The organism is Pseudomonas yamanorum, assembly GCF_013386765.1.
Classification (GTDB): domain Bacteria; phylum Pseudomonadota; class Gammaproteobacteria; order Pseudomonadales; family Pseudomonadaceae; genus Aquipseudomonas; species Aquipseudomonas yamanorum_A.
In genome coordinates this window covers 77,851-95,776 of sequence record NZ_JACARE010000009.1, presented here as the reverse complement: position 1 = coordinate 95,776, position 17,926 = coordinate 77,851, and the positions used below count along the sequence as shown (strand labels likewise).

The window sequence follows — 17,926 nt, the reverse complement described above, 5'->3', positions numbered from 1 at the left end:
GGATTGCTATGAAACGCAAAGACAAAATCGCTGTAACCGTCATCACCGTGTTCGCCGTGGGGGTGCTGGTTTACCTGCTGGCGCCGGGCGTGTTCGGCAGCAAGCGCCAGAGCACCAACGATGCCTTCGTCGCCGCCGACTACACCCTGGTGGCGCCGCGTGTGGCCGGGTTTATCAAGGAAGTGCTGGTGGAAGACAACCAGCGGGTCAAGGCCGGCCAGTTGCTGGCGCTGATCGATGACCGTGACTTTCGCGCCGCTGCCCAGGCGGCCGATGCCGATACGCTGGTGGCCCAGGCGCAGCTGAAAAATGCCACGGCGACCCTGGAACGCCAGAGCTCGGTGATCGCCCAGGCCCAGGCCACGGTGGCGGCGGACCGTGCCGAAGTGGCGTTTGCCGAGCACGAACTGAACCGCTACAACCACCTCGCAGGCGTCGGCGCCGGCACGGTGCAAAACGCCCAGCAGGCCAAGACCCGCATCGACCAGGCTACCGCGCGCCTGGCCAGTGCCACGGCGGTGCTGGCGGCCGAACGCAAGCAAGTGGAAATCCTCAGCGCCCAGCGCGATGCGGCAGAAGGCGGCCTGAAACGCGCCCAGGCGGCGCTGGAAATGGCCAGCTATCAGCTGTCGTACACCCGCATCGTCGCGCCGGTGGACGGCATGGTCGGCGAGCGGGCGGTGCGGGTCGGCGCCTATGTGACGCCGGGCAGCAAGATCCTCGCCGTGGTACCGCTGGCCGAGGCCTACGTGGTGGCCAATTTCCAGGAGACCCAGTTGTCCCACATGCACGCCGGCCAGACGGTGGACGTGAAGGTCGACAGCCTCGACGGCGAAGTGCTCAAGGGGCACCTCGAAAGCCTGGCGCCGGCCACCGGGGTCACGTTTGCCTCGGTCAAACCCGACAACGCTACCGGCAACTTCACCAAGGTGGTGCAGCGCATTCCGGTGAAAATCATCCTGGAGCCCGGCCAGGCACTGACCGAACGCCTGCGGGTCGGCATGTCGGTGGAAGCCAGCGTCGACACCCACGCCGCCGCCCAGCCACGTGAGGTGGCGCAGCAATGAGACACCTCGCCTGGTTTACCTTGAGCCTGCTCAGCCTGAGTGCCTGCACCGTCGGCCCGGACTTCCAGCGCCCGCAAAATCCCGTCGGCCAATGGACCGCGCCTCATGGCCAGCAAGCCGCCAGCCACGCGGTCAACGACCCGCTGGAAGAGCGCTGGTGGGAAGTGTTCCACGACGCGCAACTCACCGCGCTGACACGGCGTGCACTCACCGATAACCTCGACCTGAAGCTCGCCAGCAGCCGCCTGCAACAAAGCCGCGCCGCGCGCCAGGTGATCACCGCCGAGCGCTACCCCACCGTCAACGCCACCGGCGACTACCTGCGCCAGCGCAACAGTGCCGATGGCTTGAGCGACGCCTCGGGCAAGAACGGCCGCGCAGCCTACAACCAGTGGGACATGGGCTTCTCCGCCGCCTGGGAACTGGACTTCTGGGGCCGGGTAAAACGCGAAACCGAAGCCGCCGACGCCACCCTGCAAGTCGCCGAAAACGACCGCCGCGCCGTGCTGTTGTCAGTGCTGGCTGAAACCGCCCAGGATTACATCCAACTGCGTGGCGTGCAGAACACCCGGGCTGTCACCGAGCAAAACCTCGACGTAGCCCGTCACAGCCTCAAGCTGTCGCAACTGCGCCTGGCCGACGGTGTGGCCACGGACCTGGACGTCGCCGAGGCCGCCGCTCAAGTCGCTGCCATCGAGGCGCGCCTGCCGGACTTGCAGCAACGCCAGGACCAGTTGATCAACGCCCTGAGCCTGCTGATGGGCGAGCCGCCGCAAGCCTTGTACGCCGAGCTGTCCAAGGACGCCGCCGTGCCGCAAACCCAGCGCCAGGTCGCCATCGGCCTGCCGTCGCAACTGGCCGAGCGCCGCCCTGACATCCGCCAGGCCGAAGCGCGTTTGCATGCCGCCACCGCCTCCATCGGTGTGGCCAAGGGCGACTTCTACCCGCGTATCACCCTGTCCGGTAGCGTGGGCTCCCAGGCCTTGCAGCTGGCGGATTTCGGCTCTTGGAGTTCGCGCGCATTCGCTTTTGGCCCACAGTTGAGCTTGCCGATTTTCAACGGTGGCCGGCTGCAAGGCATGCTCGATTTGCGAGAAGCCCAGCAACAGGAAGCGGCCCTGGCCTACCAGCAAACGGTACTGCGGGCCTGGCATGAAATCGACGACCAGTTGACCCGCTACAACGCCAGCCAACTGCGCCGCGACAGCCTTGCCGAAGCGGTACGCCAGAACCAGATCGCCCTCACCACGGCGCAACACCAGTACGTCGAAGGCGTGGTGGATTTTGTCAACGTGCTGACGGTGCAAAGTGCGTTGCTGGCGACTCAGGAGCAGTGGGTGGAAAGCTCCACCGGTGTTTCCCTGGCCATGGTCGGGTTGTACAAGGCGCTGGGTGGGGGCTGGGAGTCGGTGTATCCGTTGCAAACCGCTGGGCGCTGATAGCCAAGTAGGACCGTTCTCTATTTTCATGGCGGTAAACATTCGGGCTGCGGGGTCGTTAAGCTTTTCCGCCGAATAACTTCCTGGAAGATTTGCCGATGTCCGTGATCGATAACCCTTATGCGCCGCCGCAAGCCGTGTTGAGCGAGCCGTCTGTCAGCCGCTCCGGGTTCTTTGTGGTAGCGCCTCGCAAGCTGGTGCTGATGGCGCTGCTGTCACAAGGTTTGTATGTTTTGTATTGGTCGTACAAACAATGGAGCGGCTATCGGCAGGAAACTGGTGCGAAAATCTGGCCGATGGTCCGGGCTTTTTTTCCGGTCTTTTTCTTCTATTCACTGGTGATGAAGGTTGAGAAAAAGCGCGAGCTCAGTGGTGCTTCGTATCGCTGGTGGCCGCGCAGCGTAGCCATCGGGCTGATCGTCTGTGGGTGCCTGCCGTTTGCTTACATATGGTTCATTGCGCCGTTTACTGCCATCAAGATCGGTATCTGCCTCTCAATCGTGCAGATAGCCCTGGCCGCGCAGTTACAGCGTGCGGTGAATCAGGTAGAGAGCGATCCCGAGGGAGAAGCGAACAAGCGCCTGACCTGGGCCAATGGCACCTGGATCGTGATCGGGCTGTGTTTGTACACGATCGGGATCATGTCAGCATTGCGGGTGCCGTTGGTGCCCTGATTTTAAGGCTGCGACAACATGAAGGTACTGTCGTCCTCACCTGGGAAGTCAGCAAGGCTATGGCTTGCGATCGCGCAGAGCTGACTTTCAACCGATAGCTCGGCCCAGAAACCGTCCGTAGCCAGGACCCACCGGGTGCCCGGGTCTGCTTGCAGCGATTGGATATGCGGTTCATGGGGCCTGCGATAGCTCATGCAGTTCCACAGTGTTTTACGTGCCGGGCTGCTGGCGATGAGGGCGTGGCCAAGATCGCTTTTCCAATTGGGGCCGCAGTGAGGCGGACTTAACCAGGTTACGGCGTGGTTTGCTTCCAGTCGTCCCAGGCAGCAGTCGCCCGCATGAATGGAGATGGCTGTGTTGCCATGAACCAGGAGTGCGAGATAGCTGGTGGCGGCGAAGGGGTAGCTTGAGCAAAGCGTTGAACTCACTTCATTGAGTGAGGTGAGCGTCAGGTCTAGGGTCCTGTCAGGGCAGGCAAGATCAGGGGAGGCGATGCTGGAAAAGGATGTCAGCAAATGTTGAATCAGTGCCTGCGCCAACGCCCCACTGCCGGGCTTTGAGGCCCCGTCTGCTATCACGTAGAGAAAGACACCGCTGTTGTGTGCCGAGCCTGTGACATCCCTGTTTTCTGATCTGTGGGTGCCTTGGCGGGTTACGCTCAGATGCAGGTTCAAGTGGGCGCCCCGAATGCGATCATTGCGTTGAGGCGATCATGAATCAGCGTCTCGCGATCAGGGGTCTGGGCAGTACTTTGAATCACGTCCTGAAATGCCCTGAGCCGCAGCAGTTCAGAGAGTTGTTCGCTGACGAATTTTTGTAGCGCGTTTGGCGCCTGCTTCATTTCCCCGCTCAACTCCTCGCGCCCATCCACCAGCGCGATGATGTCTTCAATGTCGTTGGACATCAGCACATCGCCGTTTCCTCGCCCCTGATACGCCTGCAGTTTCGCGGCAAGAAACCACGGCGCCGCGAAGACCTTGATTCGAATGCCGTTGGGTAAAGGGTGATAGGTGGCGTTTTCCAGTCCTCCGACAAACCAGGTATTTGAAAACCCCAGTACCCTTTCATCCGTAGGCATGAAATCGACTTTCAGGGCGCCCAGGCGCAAACGGCAGGTGACAGCGTCTTGCCCGGTGTTCCTGAACCCCTTGGGCTTGAGATGTTCTTCAAGCCGATACCAGTCAGCGGTACTGGTCAGGTGAATGACCAGATCGACGTCGTCGGTGCCACGAATGGATTCCTGAGTGTATTCATCGGTGATGAGCAGGACAGTGGTGCATCCACCGACGAAAGCCACCTGTTCGCGCAGTTCTTCTCCCAGTGCTTCGGCAACCTCTTCCAGCATGTGCAGCATCATGGCTCTGTTTGAATTCACAGGATCCACTCCCTCAGCATGGCGTCGGCCACTTTGGTTTCTCGTGGGCCACCGATGCGAATGGCATCGACCAGGGCGAGGAAGTGGTAGAGGAGTTCGTCTTTTTTCACGGCTCCCGGTACGGTTTTAAACAAGGGAATTATTTCCTGTCCTTTGCTTTTTCCGTAAGCATCAGGCCAAACGGGTATCAGGTCTCCACCGCTCATGAGCTTACCTGCCATTACAGGGGCTGCGAAGGCGGTTGGGATGCCACGCACGATGGGCCCAGGCTTGGCGGGGAATACGTAGCGAATTCCGTATTTAATCAAGTCTAGAAGCGCCTCTTTCCGAACGGATGGTTGTCCGCTTGATCGGTCAGTATGAATGAGGCCGATATCGCGACAGCGGTTCAGGGCGTTGGAAACCTCACTTTTGCTGAGTGCAAGTGAAGCGGACAGGGCTCGGACAGAGTAACTATCAATATTGGGCGCGATCGATTCGTTATCGATATCCTCCCACCCTTCCCAGTTTTTGGTGTGGGACAGGGCTATTTTCTCCACATTCCCAGTTAGGCGTAGATCAAGAAAACGGTCGAGATAAGTTTGGGACTCACTTGATACGAGACTCATTGCATCCTCAATATCAAGTATTACAGTGAACTCGCGCTTTTTAACCCGATCGTTCTGAGCCTGGAGGTCCAAGCTGATTAGTTTGAAGAGGATTACGATGTCTTGACTTTTCATGCTGATTCAAGCTCAAGTGTCCACTGTCCATGGACCGTGGACACTTTTTTGCATGGAGTCTTAGCGCATGTCAAGCGTCACGTCGGATTCTGCAAAAACACCACATACCCTCGAAACCACTCATTCCCCTTCAAATACCCGGGCTCCTCCCACTCTCCACCCTGAATCAACCCAATCTTGAACGGCACCCCCAACCGGTTCATCCGTGGCAGATACGCCGCGTAATCCGGAATGCTGCGGCGGCCCTGATAGGTTTGCACCACCACCTCATCAATCACGCCTTTGAGTTGTGCGATGGCTGCAGGATCTGCATTGCTGCTCCAGTCCATCAGCCCGGTGATGCTCAGGCGCAAGTCCTTGGGCAGGCGCTGGCGCAGGTCGCGCAGGAAGTCGGCGTATTCGTTGAGGTATTGCGTACGGGCGTCAAAGTCGATCTGGATACCCACCACCGGGTTGCCCGCGTCCCGCCAGCGTTGCACCTGGCCGAGCATCTGGCGGTAGACCGACTCTGGCCAGTGCAGGGTGTGGGCGCGGTACACCACCCAGATTTCGCCTTGGGTGATGCGCGGCACGCTCATGCCCTGGGCGATGAACTGCACGCCACGCGCGGGCGCGCGGCGGGTGGAGTTGATCTGGCCCTGGAGGATGTACAGGGTTTTCGCCTGCTTGAGCACCGGCTGCGGGGCGACGCCGCTCCACAGCCAGAACGCATCATGGTCGCGGGCGTCCACCGCGCCGAAGGCCGGGCTCGTCAGCAGCAGCAGGGCCAGCCAGAAACGCTTCACGGCTTACCAGTAGTACTGCAGCGACTTGCCCCACTGGGTATCGGCAAACCCGGTTTTCAACTGGCGGAACCAGCCTTTGCGCACAGCCTTGTCGACGTCTTCGCCGCCACAGCTGTTGTAGCCCGAAGGCCCGTAGCAGTTGATCGCGCGAAACAGCGCGTAGGCCTTGTCGTTATGCGGTGCCTTGGGGTTTTTGATGACGAGCTTGTAGCCTTCGAGCCGCGAGAAGGTTTCACCTTTGAAGGGTGAGGCGGTGCTGCCCAGGCTGCCGGCGGAGCGCGCTTGTTCCAGAGGCATGCCGTCCAGGCCGTTGCGCAGCACGAATTCACCCAGGCAGTTCAGACCCTGGGGGTTTTTCGGCTCGGCCTGCAAGGTGCTGGCGATTTGCGCGATGCTCGGGCAGGTGTAGCCGGACTCGGCCTTGTCGCCATTCCAACGGAACAGTTTCAGCGACTGGCCGCCGCTGTAGACGTAGCCCAGGCTGGTGCCGAGCTTGTCGTCGGGAAGCGAGGCGGGCAGTTGCTTGAGGTCCTCGGCAAAGGTCTCGAACTGGCCGCGCAGCAGGTCTTTATAGAGCAGCACGAATTGCGCGGTCTGACGTTCCACCGGGTCGTCAGCATTGGCAAGCTGCTGGCGCAGCAACTCGGGGCCGGCAACATTGCGCAGCAGGATGTAACGCACCTGCTTGGCGCTGATTGGCGAATCGGCGGCGAACACCTTGGCCAACTGCCCGCTGCGTTCATAGTTCATCGCCAGTGCCAGCTCAAGCTGATCCCGTTGCAACGGTTGCTTGGCCAGCGGCAGCAGTTGCAGCCACAACGCTTCGGCGGTTTTCCAGTCTTCCTTGGCTTCCAGCGCCAGGCCGCGCAGGGTCTGTTGGCTGAAGGCGAAGTAATCGAGATTCGACGGCACGTCTTGCGGCAACAGCTTCAAGGCGCGGTCGGGTTGGTGCTCGACGTACAGCGCAAACGCCGCCTGTACGTAGGCATATAGCGCCGGCTCCTGAGTGAATATCGACTGCTGCCCGTCAAGCGCTTCGCGAGTGAGCTTCGGCGGCTCGCCGGCGCGCATCCACATCAGGTCGTTGATGGCCAGGATCAACGGGTTGCCCACCGGTGCCGTGGTACTGGTCAGCAGCTTGGTGTCGGCTTCCTGCACCAGCTCATCCAGGGACACGTTGCGCTGGGCATCGGTGGCCTGGGTCAGTTGCCAGGCAAAGTCGTTCGCCAGTTTGTCGGGGTTGGGCGCGAGCCAGTGCACCCGGCGCAGCAGGCCACGGGCGGAGGCGGCGTATTCGCCCTGTGGATAAGTTTTCAGGTAGTCGTCAAAACCACTCTCGGCCCGCTGCAGGGCGGACTTATCCACATGCTCAAGGGACGGTGTGCCGTATTCGTCGAAGGCATTTTGCTGGGCGTCGTTCAGCGCAGTGCGGGCGGTCATGTACAGCGCTGTTTCCTTGAGCCAGGGCAGCGAACTGTTCGTCAGCCCGGCAAAACCTGTTTGCGCATCGCTGAAGCGACCGCTGTAAAAGTCCCCGGCGGCTTTCAGGTAGGCCAGCAATGCCTGGCCGTCTGCCGATTTAATCAGGTCGGCCTCGCCTGCCGCTACGCCGTCCGAGGAACAGCTGCCGAGCATCTGCAAGCGCAGTTTTGCCAGCAACTGGCGCTCGGCCTGCGGTACATCGGCTTTCACCACCTGGCTGATAAACGCGGCGGCGCTGTCATCGGCGTTGCTGCGGCAGCGGCTGCCCTCGCCGGAAAGGAAGGCTTCACCGGCGGTCTTGTAGTCATCGCGCTTGATGCCCAGCGGGCTGAGCAGTTCGTCCAGTTCGGCGGTGCGTGAGTCGTCTGGCTTGTTGTCGGGCTCATCCGCCGCGGGCGTGAGCCGATACACCGGGAATGGCACCGGGCCAAAGCCTTCGGAAAAGTCCTGCTCGCCCAAGGCATTCGGCGCCAGCGGCATGACGTTCTTGTCTGCCAGCAACAGGCGCAGGTTGACCCGGCTGTCATTGCCCGGGCTCAGGAACGGCAGGTTGCTGCACATTTCCAGGCTGTTACGCGACACCCGCCAATCCGGGTAGCAGGAGTCATCGCCACTGGCGTGGGCCTGGAGGGGAAGGGTGGCGAGCAATGTCAGTGCCAGGGGTGACAGAAGACCGATACGCATGAAGTGTCCTTGATCCTGAATCCATGGAAGGTGGCAATCATAGCGTGAACCCACCAAAGCGTCGGAGAAGCCCTGCGCAAAATTCAGATTTGTCCGATTAGCGGATCGCTGTTCAAATGCGCGCAAAACAGCAGGCGAATCGAGGCCTTTTGACCTAGAGTGGCGGGTGTTCGCGCAAGCGTAGTTCAGTAGTAGGTGAGGAAGTAGAGGTGCGACGCTCTGTGGCGGAACAAGACAACAAGGCCGGGGCATTTCCCGTGCTCAATCCTGGCCTGTGGGAGAACGCCGGCTGGCTCGCTCGATTGTGGTGGGTGCCGCTTTTGGCGTTGGCCGTGGCCGTGCGCTTCTACGGTTTGACCGCCTCCGCGATCTGGGGCGATGAAGGTTCAAGCCTGCTGCTTGCCGAGTATTCCCTGGAAGACCTGTGGTTTCACGCCGCCCATGACGTTCACCCGCCGCTGTATTTCGTCATGCTGCGGGGCTGGATCGAGGTGTTTGGCGACGGCGTTTTTTCCCTGCGCAGCATGAGTGCGATCCCTGGTGTCGCCGCCGTGGGCCTGGGCATCTGGCTGACGCGGCTGATCGCGACCCGCCGCGCGGCGGTGCTGGCGGGGATTCTGCTGGCGTTGCTGCCCACGGCGGTGCGCTATAGCCAGGAAGTGCGGATGTATTCGCTGCTGGGTGTGTGGCTGCTGGCGGCCACCCTGGCACTGGTGTACTGGGTCCGCCAGCCTGAGCGCAAGCGGTACCTGGTGGCCTATGCATTGTTGATGACAGCCGCCTTCTATACCCACTACTTCACTGCGTTGTGCGTGCTGGTGCACTGGTCATGGCTGGTGTTGCTGCGCATGCCACGGGCCGGCGGCCAGCGGCTTGTCACACGTCCGGGCTGGTGGTTGGCCAACGTTGCGATTGTGCTGCTGTACCTGCCCTGGCTGCCGAATTTGCTGGGCCTGGTGCAGCACACCGAAGAGCTCAAGGTGGGCGGTGATATTGGCTGGGAAGACCCTGTCGATCTGTATTCCTTACCGTCGATGGTGTGGCAGTTCCTTATCCAGGACCCGGGCGATCACCTGTGGCGGCCACTGTTTGTGGTGTTTCCGTTATTGCTGATAGCGCTGGTGGGCGTAACCGCCTGGCGCGATCAAAGCCGCTATCGGTTCGGCTGGCTGCTGGCGCTTTTTTTCATGCTGCCGGTACTGCTGGTATATGGGGTTTCGTTTGTTTCCCCGGTGTTTATCGAGCGTTATCTCACCGCCTATGCGCTGAGCTTGCCGATCATCGTGGCGTTGGCAGTCGATCGTCTGTCGTCGCGCCTGCCGCTTGCCGGGGCGGCACTCCTCGTGCTGTTTGTCGGGGTCGAGGTGGTGGGCGTGAAGACCAACACCGCTGTCGGTGAGCATGATCAATTCAACACCATGGTGGAGTTCGTCAACCGCAACTACCAGGAAGATGACCGCATCGTCATCAGCGACATGCTGTGGTACCTGCCTTACGTCTATTACGACGAGACCGACGCCCAGTTGCAGCTCTTCACACCGCCCACCGCCGCCGGCAAATCGACCCGGCCGAACGCCTACGGGTTCGGCACCCTGGTGGACCAGGACGGCGGGCGCATCTACCTGGATCGCTTGTCGGCGTTGCCCGCCGAAATCCAGCGCGTCTGGCTGATCAGCGGCGCTGAGCCGCCGGATGATTTTGCGCCGTTGCCGGCAGGCTGGCGCCAGCTCAGCCAGCAGGATGGCGGTGGCGCACGGGCCCGGCTGTTCGTGTTGTGTAACGTGCCGGCGGGTGTGCATCGCGAGGGTTGTGATTAATCCGCCAGACACCTGAGGTTTATGTTCGCCTGGGGGGCTAGACTCAGGTGAACCTTCTCTTCAGGAACACACCATGGAATCCCCAGTCCACAGCTTGCCATCCTTGTTCAAACAGCTCGGTTTGCCGGATGACCCGGTGAGTATCGAGCGGTTTATCGCGGTTCATTCCCCACTCAAACCCGAACTGCATCTGGCGGATGCGTTTTTCTGGACGCCTGGCCAGCGGGCGTTTTTGCGTGAAGAGATATTGGAGGATGCGGATTGGGCGGAGGTGGTGGATGAGTTGAATTTGCGGTTGAGAGAGGGGCGCGACGTGTAAAAAAAATTTTGTGAAATGGCCATAATGTAAAAATAAAGGGTGAGAGGTAAAAAAAACTGAGCTTTAATCGCTCCAGTTAATTTTTTCTGGGGACACCCACCATGCCCGTCGTTGGTTACGCTTACTTATGTGAGGCGTTGAGCCTTAAGGTCATCGCTCCCAAACGCGTCGCCATGATCAAGCCGGTGACCCGCATCACCCTGATTGGTGATTGCCTGGCGGTCCCGCAAGCGGTGGCACCCGGAAAGGATTCATTATTCGAACACGTGCTGTTCGCCCTCAAGCATGAAGGCATCAACCTGCCTGTTTTGGCGCAGGCATTTGAGCGGTTCGGGCCTGAGCCTTTGCTGGCTGAACTCGCCAAGTCACCCAATGGTGTGTTCATTCGCAAAGCCTGCTTCCTGTGGGAGGGGCTCACCGGACGCTCGCTGGATTACACAACGCCGGTCCGTGGAAGTGTTGTTTTCCTGTTCGATCCAAAGCGCTATGTAACAGGTTCCAGTACCCGCAACAGCCGCTGGCGAGTCGATTTCAACGGCCTGGGCTCGTTGCACTACTGCGCCACCGTAGAGCGCACTCCCGAGATAGAGACGTTACTGGCGCTGGATGTATTGGGTCGAGCCAAAGCCTTTATGGCCACCCTTCCACCGGAAATGATGGACCGCGCGATCCAATGGGCCTATCTGCATGAAACCCGCGACTCATTTGCCATTGAAAAAGAACAACCCAGCGAAGAAAAGTCCCGCCGCTTCGTTCAACTGCTGCGCCAGGCCCACGAAGGCCGGCTGCTTACTGAGGATTACCTGGTAGAGCTGCAAAACAGCACCGTCTCCAATCCCTTCGACAAGGCTGTTGCCTTTCGCCACGAGCAGAATCACTTGCACAACGGCCTACGGGGCGCCGCCGGCGTCAGCTATGTGCCACCTCCTCCGGATGTGTGCCAGGAGCTGATGGAAGAGTTGATGGCCTTTGCCAACCAGCCAGTGCGTGAAGTAGAACCATTGGTCGCCGCGGCGGTGACCGCCTTCGGCTTTGTGTTCCTGCACCCGTTTATGGACGGCAATGGACGCTTGTCGCGTTTCCTGGTCCATCAGACGCTTTGCCATTACGGTGCTTTGGACAACGGACTGCTGCTGCCGGTATCGGTCGCGATGAAGCACGAAGAACAAGCCTACCTGCAAGCTCTCAAGGCATTCTCACAGCCCTCTCGGGAATTCTGGAATGTCACTTGGCTGGATGGAGACCAAATGGCTTTTGACTTCATTGGCCATCCGTCGATTTACCGCTATTGGGATGCCACTCGCTGTGTTGAGTTCACCCTGCGCATGGCCCTCCGGGCGCTTGAAGTCGAACTGCGCGAGGAAACCGAATTCCTGGACCGTTACGATCGCGTGGTTAAAGCCGTGAACGAGCGCTACGACGTGCGCGGCAGTGATCTGTCGAAGCTGGTGATGATGTGCCTGGATAACGAGGGCAAGGTTTCCAGGCACCGGCGCAAGCAGTTCCAGTACAGCATCCCAGAGGAGGTGTTTGAGTTTATTGAGGAGGAGGTCGAAAGGGTGACGGCATAGGGGCGCGTGGAGCGGTACAAAAAAATCGAGTGTCACCCGGACATTTCCGGCGCATGAACTAGGGTAAAGAGCAGCAGTGCCACGTGCCACACCGCTTTGCCACCCATCCCAAAATTTGTATCAAAACTTGACGGTCTTGGATCCATCGACCATATTGATAGTTAGCAAACTAACTGTATGCGAATAATCCAGTGTCCCAGACCCTCGAACAACTCCAGATGAACATCAGCAGCAGCATGGTGGTAGGTGCCAGGACCTGGCGCAAAATCTGCCAGACCACGCTTGTGAGCTATGGCATCTCCGAAGCCTGCGCCGTGCCGCTGCTGATGATCGGCCGCCTCGGCGACGGTGTGCATCAGGTCAAGGTGGCCCAGGCCGCCGGGATGGAAAGCCCGTCCCTGGTGCGCCTGTTGGACCAGCTGTGCAGTTCCGGCTACGTATGCCGCACCGAAGACATCCACGACCGCCGCGCCAAGGCCTTGAGCCTCACCGAGCGTGGCCGCGAGCTGGTGCAGGCGGTGGAAGAACAACTGGTGCGCCTGCGCCGCGAAGTGCTGGCGACGATCGACCCCGATGACCTGGAAGCGGCCCTGCGTGTACTGCGGGCCTTCGAAGGCGCCAATCAACATCCCATGGTTGTGAGTTCTTGAACGGATTTTTTACCGGCATGCCGCCGGCCAGGGATTGGTTCTATGGCGTCAGGACATTCGCCGCTTCAATGATCGCGTTGTACATCGCCATGCTGATGCAGATGCCGCGTCCGTATTGGGCGATGGCCACGGTGTATATCGTCTCCAGCCCGTTTGTCGGTCCTACCAGCTCCAAGGCGCTGTACCGGGCGGTCGGTACCTTTATGGGGGCGGCTGCGGCGGTGTTTTTTGTGCCGATGTTTGTGCAGACGCCTTACGTGCTGGTGGTGGTGATCGCGCTGTGGACCGGGATTCTGCTGTTTCTGTCCCTGCACCTGCGCACCGCCAACAGCTATGCGCTGATGCTGGCCGGCTACACCTTGCCGCTGATCGCCCTGCCGGTGGTGGATAACCCGCTGGCGGTGTGGGACGTGGCGGAAGCGCGTACCGAAGAGATCTTCCTCGGCATCGCCGTGGCGGCAGTGGTGGGGGCAATGTTCTGGCCACGACGCCTGGCGCCGGTGTTTGATGATTCGGTGAGCAAGTGGTTTGCCGACGCGCAGGTCTACAGCCAGCGCTTCCTCAGCCGCAACGTGCAACCCGAAGAAATCAGCACCTTGCGCGGTGGCATGGTTGCCACCTTCAACACTCTGGAATTGATGATCGGCCAGTTGCCCCACGAGGGCTCGCGGCCGCAGACGGTGCGCAATACCAAAGAGCTGCGCGGGCGCATGATCCACCTGCTGCCGGTGATCGACGCCCTCGACGACGCCGTGTACGCCCTGGAACATCGCGCCCCGGAGTTGCTCGACCGCTTCACGCCGCTGCTGAGCGCCGCCACCGAGTGGCTCGACAGCACGCAAAAGGACGCACCCCTCGAACGCTGGCGTGCCCTGCGGGACCAGATCGAAGCCCTGCAGCCCGACGCCGACGCCCTGGATGATCGCCACCAGTTGCTGTTCTCCAACGCCCTGTTCCGCCTGGGCGAGTGGGTGGATTTGTGGCAAGACTGCCGCAGCCTGCAAGCCGCCATCCAGTGCGAAAGCCAGGACAGCTGGCGCGCGGTGTACCGCCACTGGCGCCTGGGCCGGCTCACGCCATTCCTCGACCGTGGCCTGATGTTCTATTCGGCATTTTCCACCGTCACCGCGATCATCGTCGCCTCGGTGCTGTGGATCCTGCTGGGCTGGACCGACGGCGGCAGCGCGGTGATCCTGGCGGCGGTGGCGTGCAGCTTCTTCGCCTCCATGGACGACCCGGCGCCGCAGATCTACCGGTTCTTTTTCTGGACCGCGATGTCGGTGCTGTTCGCCAGCCTCTACCTGTTTCTGGTGCTGCCCAACCTGCACGATTTCCCGATGCTGGTGCTGGCGTTTGCGGTGCCCTTTATCTGTATCGGCACGCTCACGGTACAGCCGCGCTTCTACTTGGGCATGCTGCTGACGCTGGTCAACACCTCGTCGTTCATCAGCATCCAGGGCGCCTACGACGCGGACTTCCTGGCCTTCGCCAACTCCAACCTGGCCGGCCCGGTGGGCTTGCTGTTCGCCTTCGTCTGGACCCTGATCGCCCGGCCATTCGGCGCCGAGCTGGCGGCCAAGCGCCTGACCCGTTTCAGCTGGCGCGACATCGTCACCCTCACCGAGCCTGCGACCCTGGCCGAACACCGCAAGATGGGTGTGCAAATGCTCGACCGCCTGATGCAACACCTGCCGCGCCTGGCCATGACCGGCCAGGACACCGGCATCGCCCTGCGCGAAGTGCGCGTGGCGCTGAACCTGCTGGACTTGCTGGCCTACTCGCCACGCATCCTCGGGGTGCCGCGGGTGCTGCTCAACCAGGTGGTGGAAGGCGTCGGCGGTTACTTCAAGGCCTGCCTGAAAGCCGGTGAACGTCTGCCGGCCCCCAGCGGTCTGCTGATGACCCTCGACCGTACCCGCCGCGCCCTCAACGGCCAGGGCCTGCAAGGCGAGGACGAAACCCGCCTGCACTTGCTGCACGCCCTCAGCGGCTTGCGCCTGGCGCTGCTGCCGGGCGTGGAATTTCTTGGCGGCACAGAGATGGAAGCGCCGTTACCCGATGGAGCGCCTTTATGATCGGTGATCTGGATATCAGCGGGGTGTTCCTGCCCACGCTGCTGGTGCTGATGGGCATTACGTATGTGTTGTACCTGGTGGTGCACGGGCTGTTGACCCGCGTCCACTTCTATCGCCTGGTCTGGCACCGGGCATTGTTCAATGTGGGTCTCTACGCTCTGTTGCTGGGCGCAGTGGATTCACTCAGTCGATACCTGATGACATGAAAAAACCTTTTTTGACCATCGGCCGTGTAGTCCTGACGTTACTGGTGGTGACCTTCGCCTGCGTCGTGGTGTGGCGCATGGTGATGTACTACATGTTCGCGCCGTGGACCCGTGACGGCCACATCCGTGCCGACATCGTGCAGATCGCCCCGGACGTATCCGGGCTGATCCAGCAAGTGGACGTGCGCGACAACCAGTTGGTGGTGCGCGGCCAGGTGCTGTTCTCCGTCGACCAGGACCGCTTCAAGCTGGCGCTGCGCCAGGCCCAGGCCGCCGTGGCCGACCGCCAGGAAACCCTGGCCCAGGCCGTGCGCGAGAACAAGCGTAACCGTGGCCTCGGCAACCTGGTGGCCAGCGAGCAACTGGAAGAGAGCCAGTCCCGCGTGGCCCGTGCCCAATCGGCCCTGGCAGAAGCGCAAGTGACTGTGGACGCCGCTCAACTCAACCTCGACCGCTCGGTGATCCGCAGCCCCGTGGACGGCTACGTCAACGACCGGGCGCCGCGTGCCCAGGAGTTCGTGACGGCCGGGCGCCCGGTGTTGTCGGTGGTGGACAGCAACTCGTTCCACATCGACGGTTATTTCGAAGAGACCAAGCTCGACGGTATCCATGTCGGGATGAGCGTCGACATCCGCGTGATCGGCGACAACGCCCGCCTGCGCGGGCATGTGCAGAGCATCGTCGCCGGCATTGAAGACCGCGACCGCAGCAGCGGCTCCAACCTGCTGCCCAACGTCAACCCGGCGTTCAGCTGGGTGCGCCTGGCCCAGCGGATTCCGGTGCGTATCGCATTTGACGACGTGCCGGCAGACTTCCGCATGATTGCCGGGCGCACCGCCACGGTATCGATCATCGGCGACAAACCCCAGTCGGAGACCAAGCCATGAAACGGCTTTTAGCAACCGCCGGGCTGGGGTTGTTGCTGTCGGCCTGCCAGGTGGTGGGGCCCGATTACAAACTGCCGGACAAGGCGGCCTTGAACCGTGGTGACCTCCAGGGCCAGTTGGCCGGTGAGGGCAACAACGTGGTGTCGGCGCCGGTGCCGGCGGATTGGTGGAAGCTCTATCAAGACCCGCGCCTGGACAAGTTGGTGGAGCAGGCCATGGCCTCCAACACCGACCTGCGGGTGGCTGCGGCCAACTTGCAGCGCTCGCGCTATCAGGTGCAACAAGCCGAATCGGCCGGGGGCTGGAGTGTCGGCGCCAAGGCTGAGGCCCAGCGCCTGCAAGAGTCCGGCGAAGCCTATTTGCTGACGGAAAAAGTCCCGGTGGCCAATATCGGCGCCGCGAGCATCAGTACCTCCTACCAGTTTGATTTGTTCGGCACCTTGCAGCGCGGCATTGAAAGCTCCCAGGCCACTGCCGATGCAGCCCAGGCGGCCGCCGATATTGCCCGCATCACCCTGGTGGCGGACGTGGTGCGCTCCTACACCCAGGTGTGTGCGGCCAACGAAGAGCTGGCGATCGCCAACGAGTCCCTCGACCTGCAAGCCCAGAGCACCCACCTCACCCAACGCCTGCGGGACGCCGGGCGCGGTGATGAAACCCAGGTCACCCGTTCGCAAACCCAATACAAATCCCTGCGCGCTGAAATGCCGCGCTATGAAGCGCTGCGCCAGGCCGGGCTGTTCCGCCTGTCGATGTTGCTGGCCAAACCACTGGATCAACTGCCAGCCGGCACCGCCCAGTGCGCCGAGCTGCCGCATATCGCTCAACTGTTGCCGGTAGGCGATGGCGCGACGCTGCTCAAGCGTCGCCCTGACGTGCGCCAGGCCGAACGCCAACTGGCGGCGGCCACCGCGCGTATCGGCGTGGCCACCGGCGCGCTGTACCCGGATATCAGCATCGGCGCCACCGTGGGCACCGTCGGCATCCTGGATGACCTCGGCACCCCGGCCACCAACCGTTGGGGCTTTGGCCCGCTGATCAGCTGGACGCTGCCGACCAACGGCGCCCGGGCGCGCATCCACGAGGCCGAAGCCGCGACCCAGGGCGCCCTGGCGCACTTCGACGGCGTGGTGCTCAACGCCATTCGCGAAACCCAGACGGGCCTGGCGCAATACACCGCGCAACTGCAACGCCGCGATGCACTGGCCGATGCCGGCGCGTCGGCCAAAGAGGCGGCGGAGCAGACGCACCGGTTCTTCCAGGCAGGCCGCGCGTCGTTCCTGGCCGACCTGCAAGCCACCCGTACCTACACCGATGTGCGCGCGCAGCTGGCTGCGGCGAACACCCAGGTTGCCATGAGCCAGATCGATTTGTTCCTGGCCCTGGGCGGCGGTTGGGAAAGTGGACGAACGCAAGCCACACAAGCCAGCAAACCCTGAGCTGATTGCTATGCTTTGACAGGCGGCCTCCCGTGCTTTTTATAAGTGGGGCAGCCGCTTGTCACTGCTCGCGTTTGCTCATGGGGATTCCAATAATGAAAAACCCTTATGCTCCCGCTTTCTGGTGCGTGTTCTTCGCACTGGTGTTGCTATCGGCGACTTACTTCTACGGCATCATGCTGGCCCATCAAATCGACAAGGCCATGGTGTTCCTCGACAGCGCCAGCGCGCTGATCGCAGTGTTGTCCATCGGCGTGGTGGCCTGGGCTTCTTACCAGGGCCAACGCATCAAGCGAAGACTTCTTGAACAAGGCAAGACTCGCGTGGCCATCTGGGACACCAAGGTCGCCCTGCGCCGGGTCGAGACCGTGTTCGACCGCTACTTCTGGGGCAGCTACTGGCAACCGGGGCGCACATTCCAGGAAGTCATGGGCGAACTGACCGGCACGCCCCTGGAAAAAAGCCTCGAAGCCCTGAAAAAACAATGCGTGATGCTCGATCGACAAACGGCCGACGGACGGCATTGGCTGAATAACGCGCGGGAATTATCCGACGTGGCCACCGCGATGGCGCGGGAGCGTTACCAGCTGGATTTTTATGATCCCAAGTCGGATACGCCGGGCAATGCGGTGATTCACCGTGAGTTTGAAGTGCTGGTGTATACGTGGACGGCGCGGCTGAAGAGTTTTGACCATCAGCTCGATGAGATCGAAACCGAGTATTCCTGAGCGCTG

17 protein-coding genes are annotated in these 17,926 nt (G+C 61.3%); 12 read left to right on the top strand and 5 right to left on the bottom strand.

The window, feature by feature from the left end; genetic code table 11:
• Positions 1-8 precede the first annotated feature (8 nt).
• The 3 genes from HX875_RS05910 to HX875_RS05900 all read left to right on the top strand — a co-directional run bounded on the left by HX875_RS05910 (position 9) and on the right by HX875_RS05900 (position 3,180).
• Positions 9-1,067: an HlyD family secretion protein gene (locus tag HX875_RS05910; RefSeq protein ID WP_177042404.1), complete on the top strand. Its 1,059-nt coding sequence runs from the start codon at positions 9-11 to the stop codon at positions 1,065-1,067.
• Complete coding sequence (locus tag HX875_RS05905) at positions 1,064-2,506, top strand: efflux transporter outer membrane subunit (RefSeq protein ID WP_177042402.1); 1,443 nt, start codon at positions 1,064-1,066, stop codon at positions 2,504-2,506. Before HX875_RS05910 ends, HX875_RS05905 begins: the two co-directional genes overlap by 4 nt.
• Positions 2,507-2,604: 98 nt before the next feature.
• Positions 2,605-3,180, top strand: a complete 576-nt coding sequence (locus HX875_RS05900; protein ID WP_177042401.1) for a hypothetical protein — start codon at positions 2,605-2,607, stop codon at positions 3,178-3,180.
• A gap of 2 nt (positions 3,181-3,182) precedes the next feature.
• On the opposite strand, the gene HX875_RS05895 is transcribed toward HX875_RS05900, so the two are convergent.
• The 5 genes from HX875_RS05895 to HX875_RS05875 form a co-directional block, all read right to left on the bottom strand.
• Positions 3,183-3,854, bottom strand: coding sequence for a protein phosphatase 2C domain-containing protein (locus HX875_RS05895; RefSeq protein ID WP_177042399.1), 672 nt, complete (start codon positions 3,852-3,854; stop codon positions 3,183-3,185).
• On the bottom strand, positions 3,851-4,525 hold the full coding sequence (locus HX875_RS05890; protein WP_256348040.1) for a hypothetical protein: 675 nt from the start codon (positions 4,523-4,525) through the stop codon (positions 3,851-3,853). The genes HX875_RS05895 and HX875_RS05890 overlap by 4 nt, the downstream gene beginning before the upstream one ends.
• A gap of 26 nt (positions 4,526-4,551) precedes the next feature.
• Positions 4,552-5,277, bottom strand: coding sequence for a hypothetical protein (locus HX875_RS05885; RefSeq protein ID WP_177042397.1), 726 nt, complete (start codon positions 5,275-5,277; stop codon positions 4,552-4,554).
• Positions 5,278-5,354: 77 nt separating this feature from the next.
• Positions 5,355-6,062, bottom strand: coding sequence for a DUF3142 domain-containing protein (locus HX875_RS05880; protein WP_177042395.1), 708 nt, complete (start codon positions 6,060-6,062; stop codon positions 5,355-5,357).
• A 3-nt stretch (positions 6,063-6,065) separates the two neighbouring features.
• Positions 6,066-8,228, bottom strand: coding sequence for an outer membrane assembly lipoprotein YfiO (locus HX875_RS05875; RefSeq protein ID WP_177042393.1), 2,163 nt, complete (start codon positions 8,226-8,228; stop codon positions 6,066-6,068).
• 209 nt (positions 8,229-8,437) lie between these two features.
• On the opposite strand from HX875_RS05875, the gene HX875_RS05870 reads away from it, so the two are divergent.
• From HX875_RS05870 to HX875_RS05830, 9 genes are all read left to right on the top strand, one after another.
• Entirely contained in the window at positions 8,438-10,045 is a 1,608-nt protein-coding gene (locus HX875_RS05870) for a glycosyltransferase family 39 protein (protein WP_371318586.1), read from the top strand.
• A gap of 73 nt (positions 10,046-10,118) precedes the next feature.
• Positions 10,119-10,364 (top strand): DUF2789 domain-containing protein, encoded by a 246-nt coding sequence (locus tag HX875_RS05865; protein WP_177042391.1) that lies wholly within the window; start codon positions 10,119-10,121, stop codon positions 10,362-10,364.
• Positions 10,365-10,465: 101 nt separating this feature from the next.
• Positions 10,466-11,935, top strand: a complete 1,470-nt coding sequence (locus tag HX875_RS05860; RefSeq protein ID WP_177042390.1) for a Fic family protein — start codon at positions 10,466-10,468, stop codon at positions 11,933-11,935.
• A 218-nt stretch (positions 11,936-12,153) separates the two neighbouring features.
• The gene (locus tag HX875_RS05855; RefSeq protein ID WP_010168758.1) at positions 12,154-12,585 is read left to right on the top strand and encodes a MarR family winged helix-turn-helix transcriptional regulator; all 432 of its coding nucleotides are present in this window, start codon (positions 12,154-12,156) and stop codon (positions 12,583-12,585) included.
• Positions 12,582-14,660, top strand: coding sequence for an FUSC family protein (locus HX875_RS05850; RefSeq protein ID WP_177042388.1), 2,079 nt, complete (start codon positions 12,582-12,584; stop codon positions 14,658-14,660). The genes HX875_RS05855 and HX875_RS05850 overlap by 4 nt, the downstream gene beginning before the upstream one ends.
• The gene (locus tag HX875_RS05845; protein WP_003218193.1) at positions 14,657-14,866 is read left to right on the top strand and encodes a DUF1656 domain-containing protein; all 210 of its coding nucleotides are present in this window, start codon (positions 14,657-14,659) and stop codon (positions 14,864-14,866) included. The genes HX875_RS05850 and HX875_RS05845 overlap by 4 nt, the downstream gene beginning before the upstream one ends.
• On the top strand, positions 14,863-15,753 hold the full coding sequence (locus tag HX875_RS05840) for an efflux RND transporter periplasmic adaptor subunit (protein ID WP_177042386.1): 891 nt from the start codon (positions 14,863-14,865) through the stop codon (positions 15,751-15,753). Before HX875_RS05845 ends, HX875_RS05840 begins: the two co-directional genes overlap by 4 nt.
• Positions 15,750-17,192, top strand: coding sequence for an efflux transporter outer membrane subunit (locus tag HX875_RS05835; RefSeq protein ID WP_177042384.1), 1,443 nt, complete (start codon positions 15,750-15,752; stop codon positions 17,190-17,192). Before HX875_RS05840 ends, HX875_RS05835 begins: the two co-directional genes overlap by 4 nt.
• A 95-nt stretch (positions 17,193-17,287) precedes the next feature.
• Positions 17,288-17,920: an NADH:ubiquinone oxidoreductase subunit N gene (locus tag HX875_RS05830; protein WP_177042382.1), complete on the top strand. Its 633-nt coding sequence runs from the start codon at positions 17,288-17,290 to the stop codon at positions 17,918-17,920.
• The last annotated feature ends 6 nt before the right edge of the window (positions 17,921-17,926 follow it).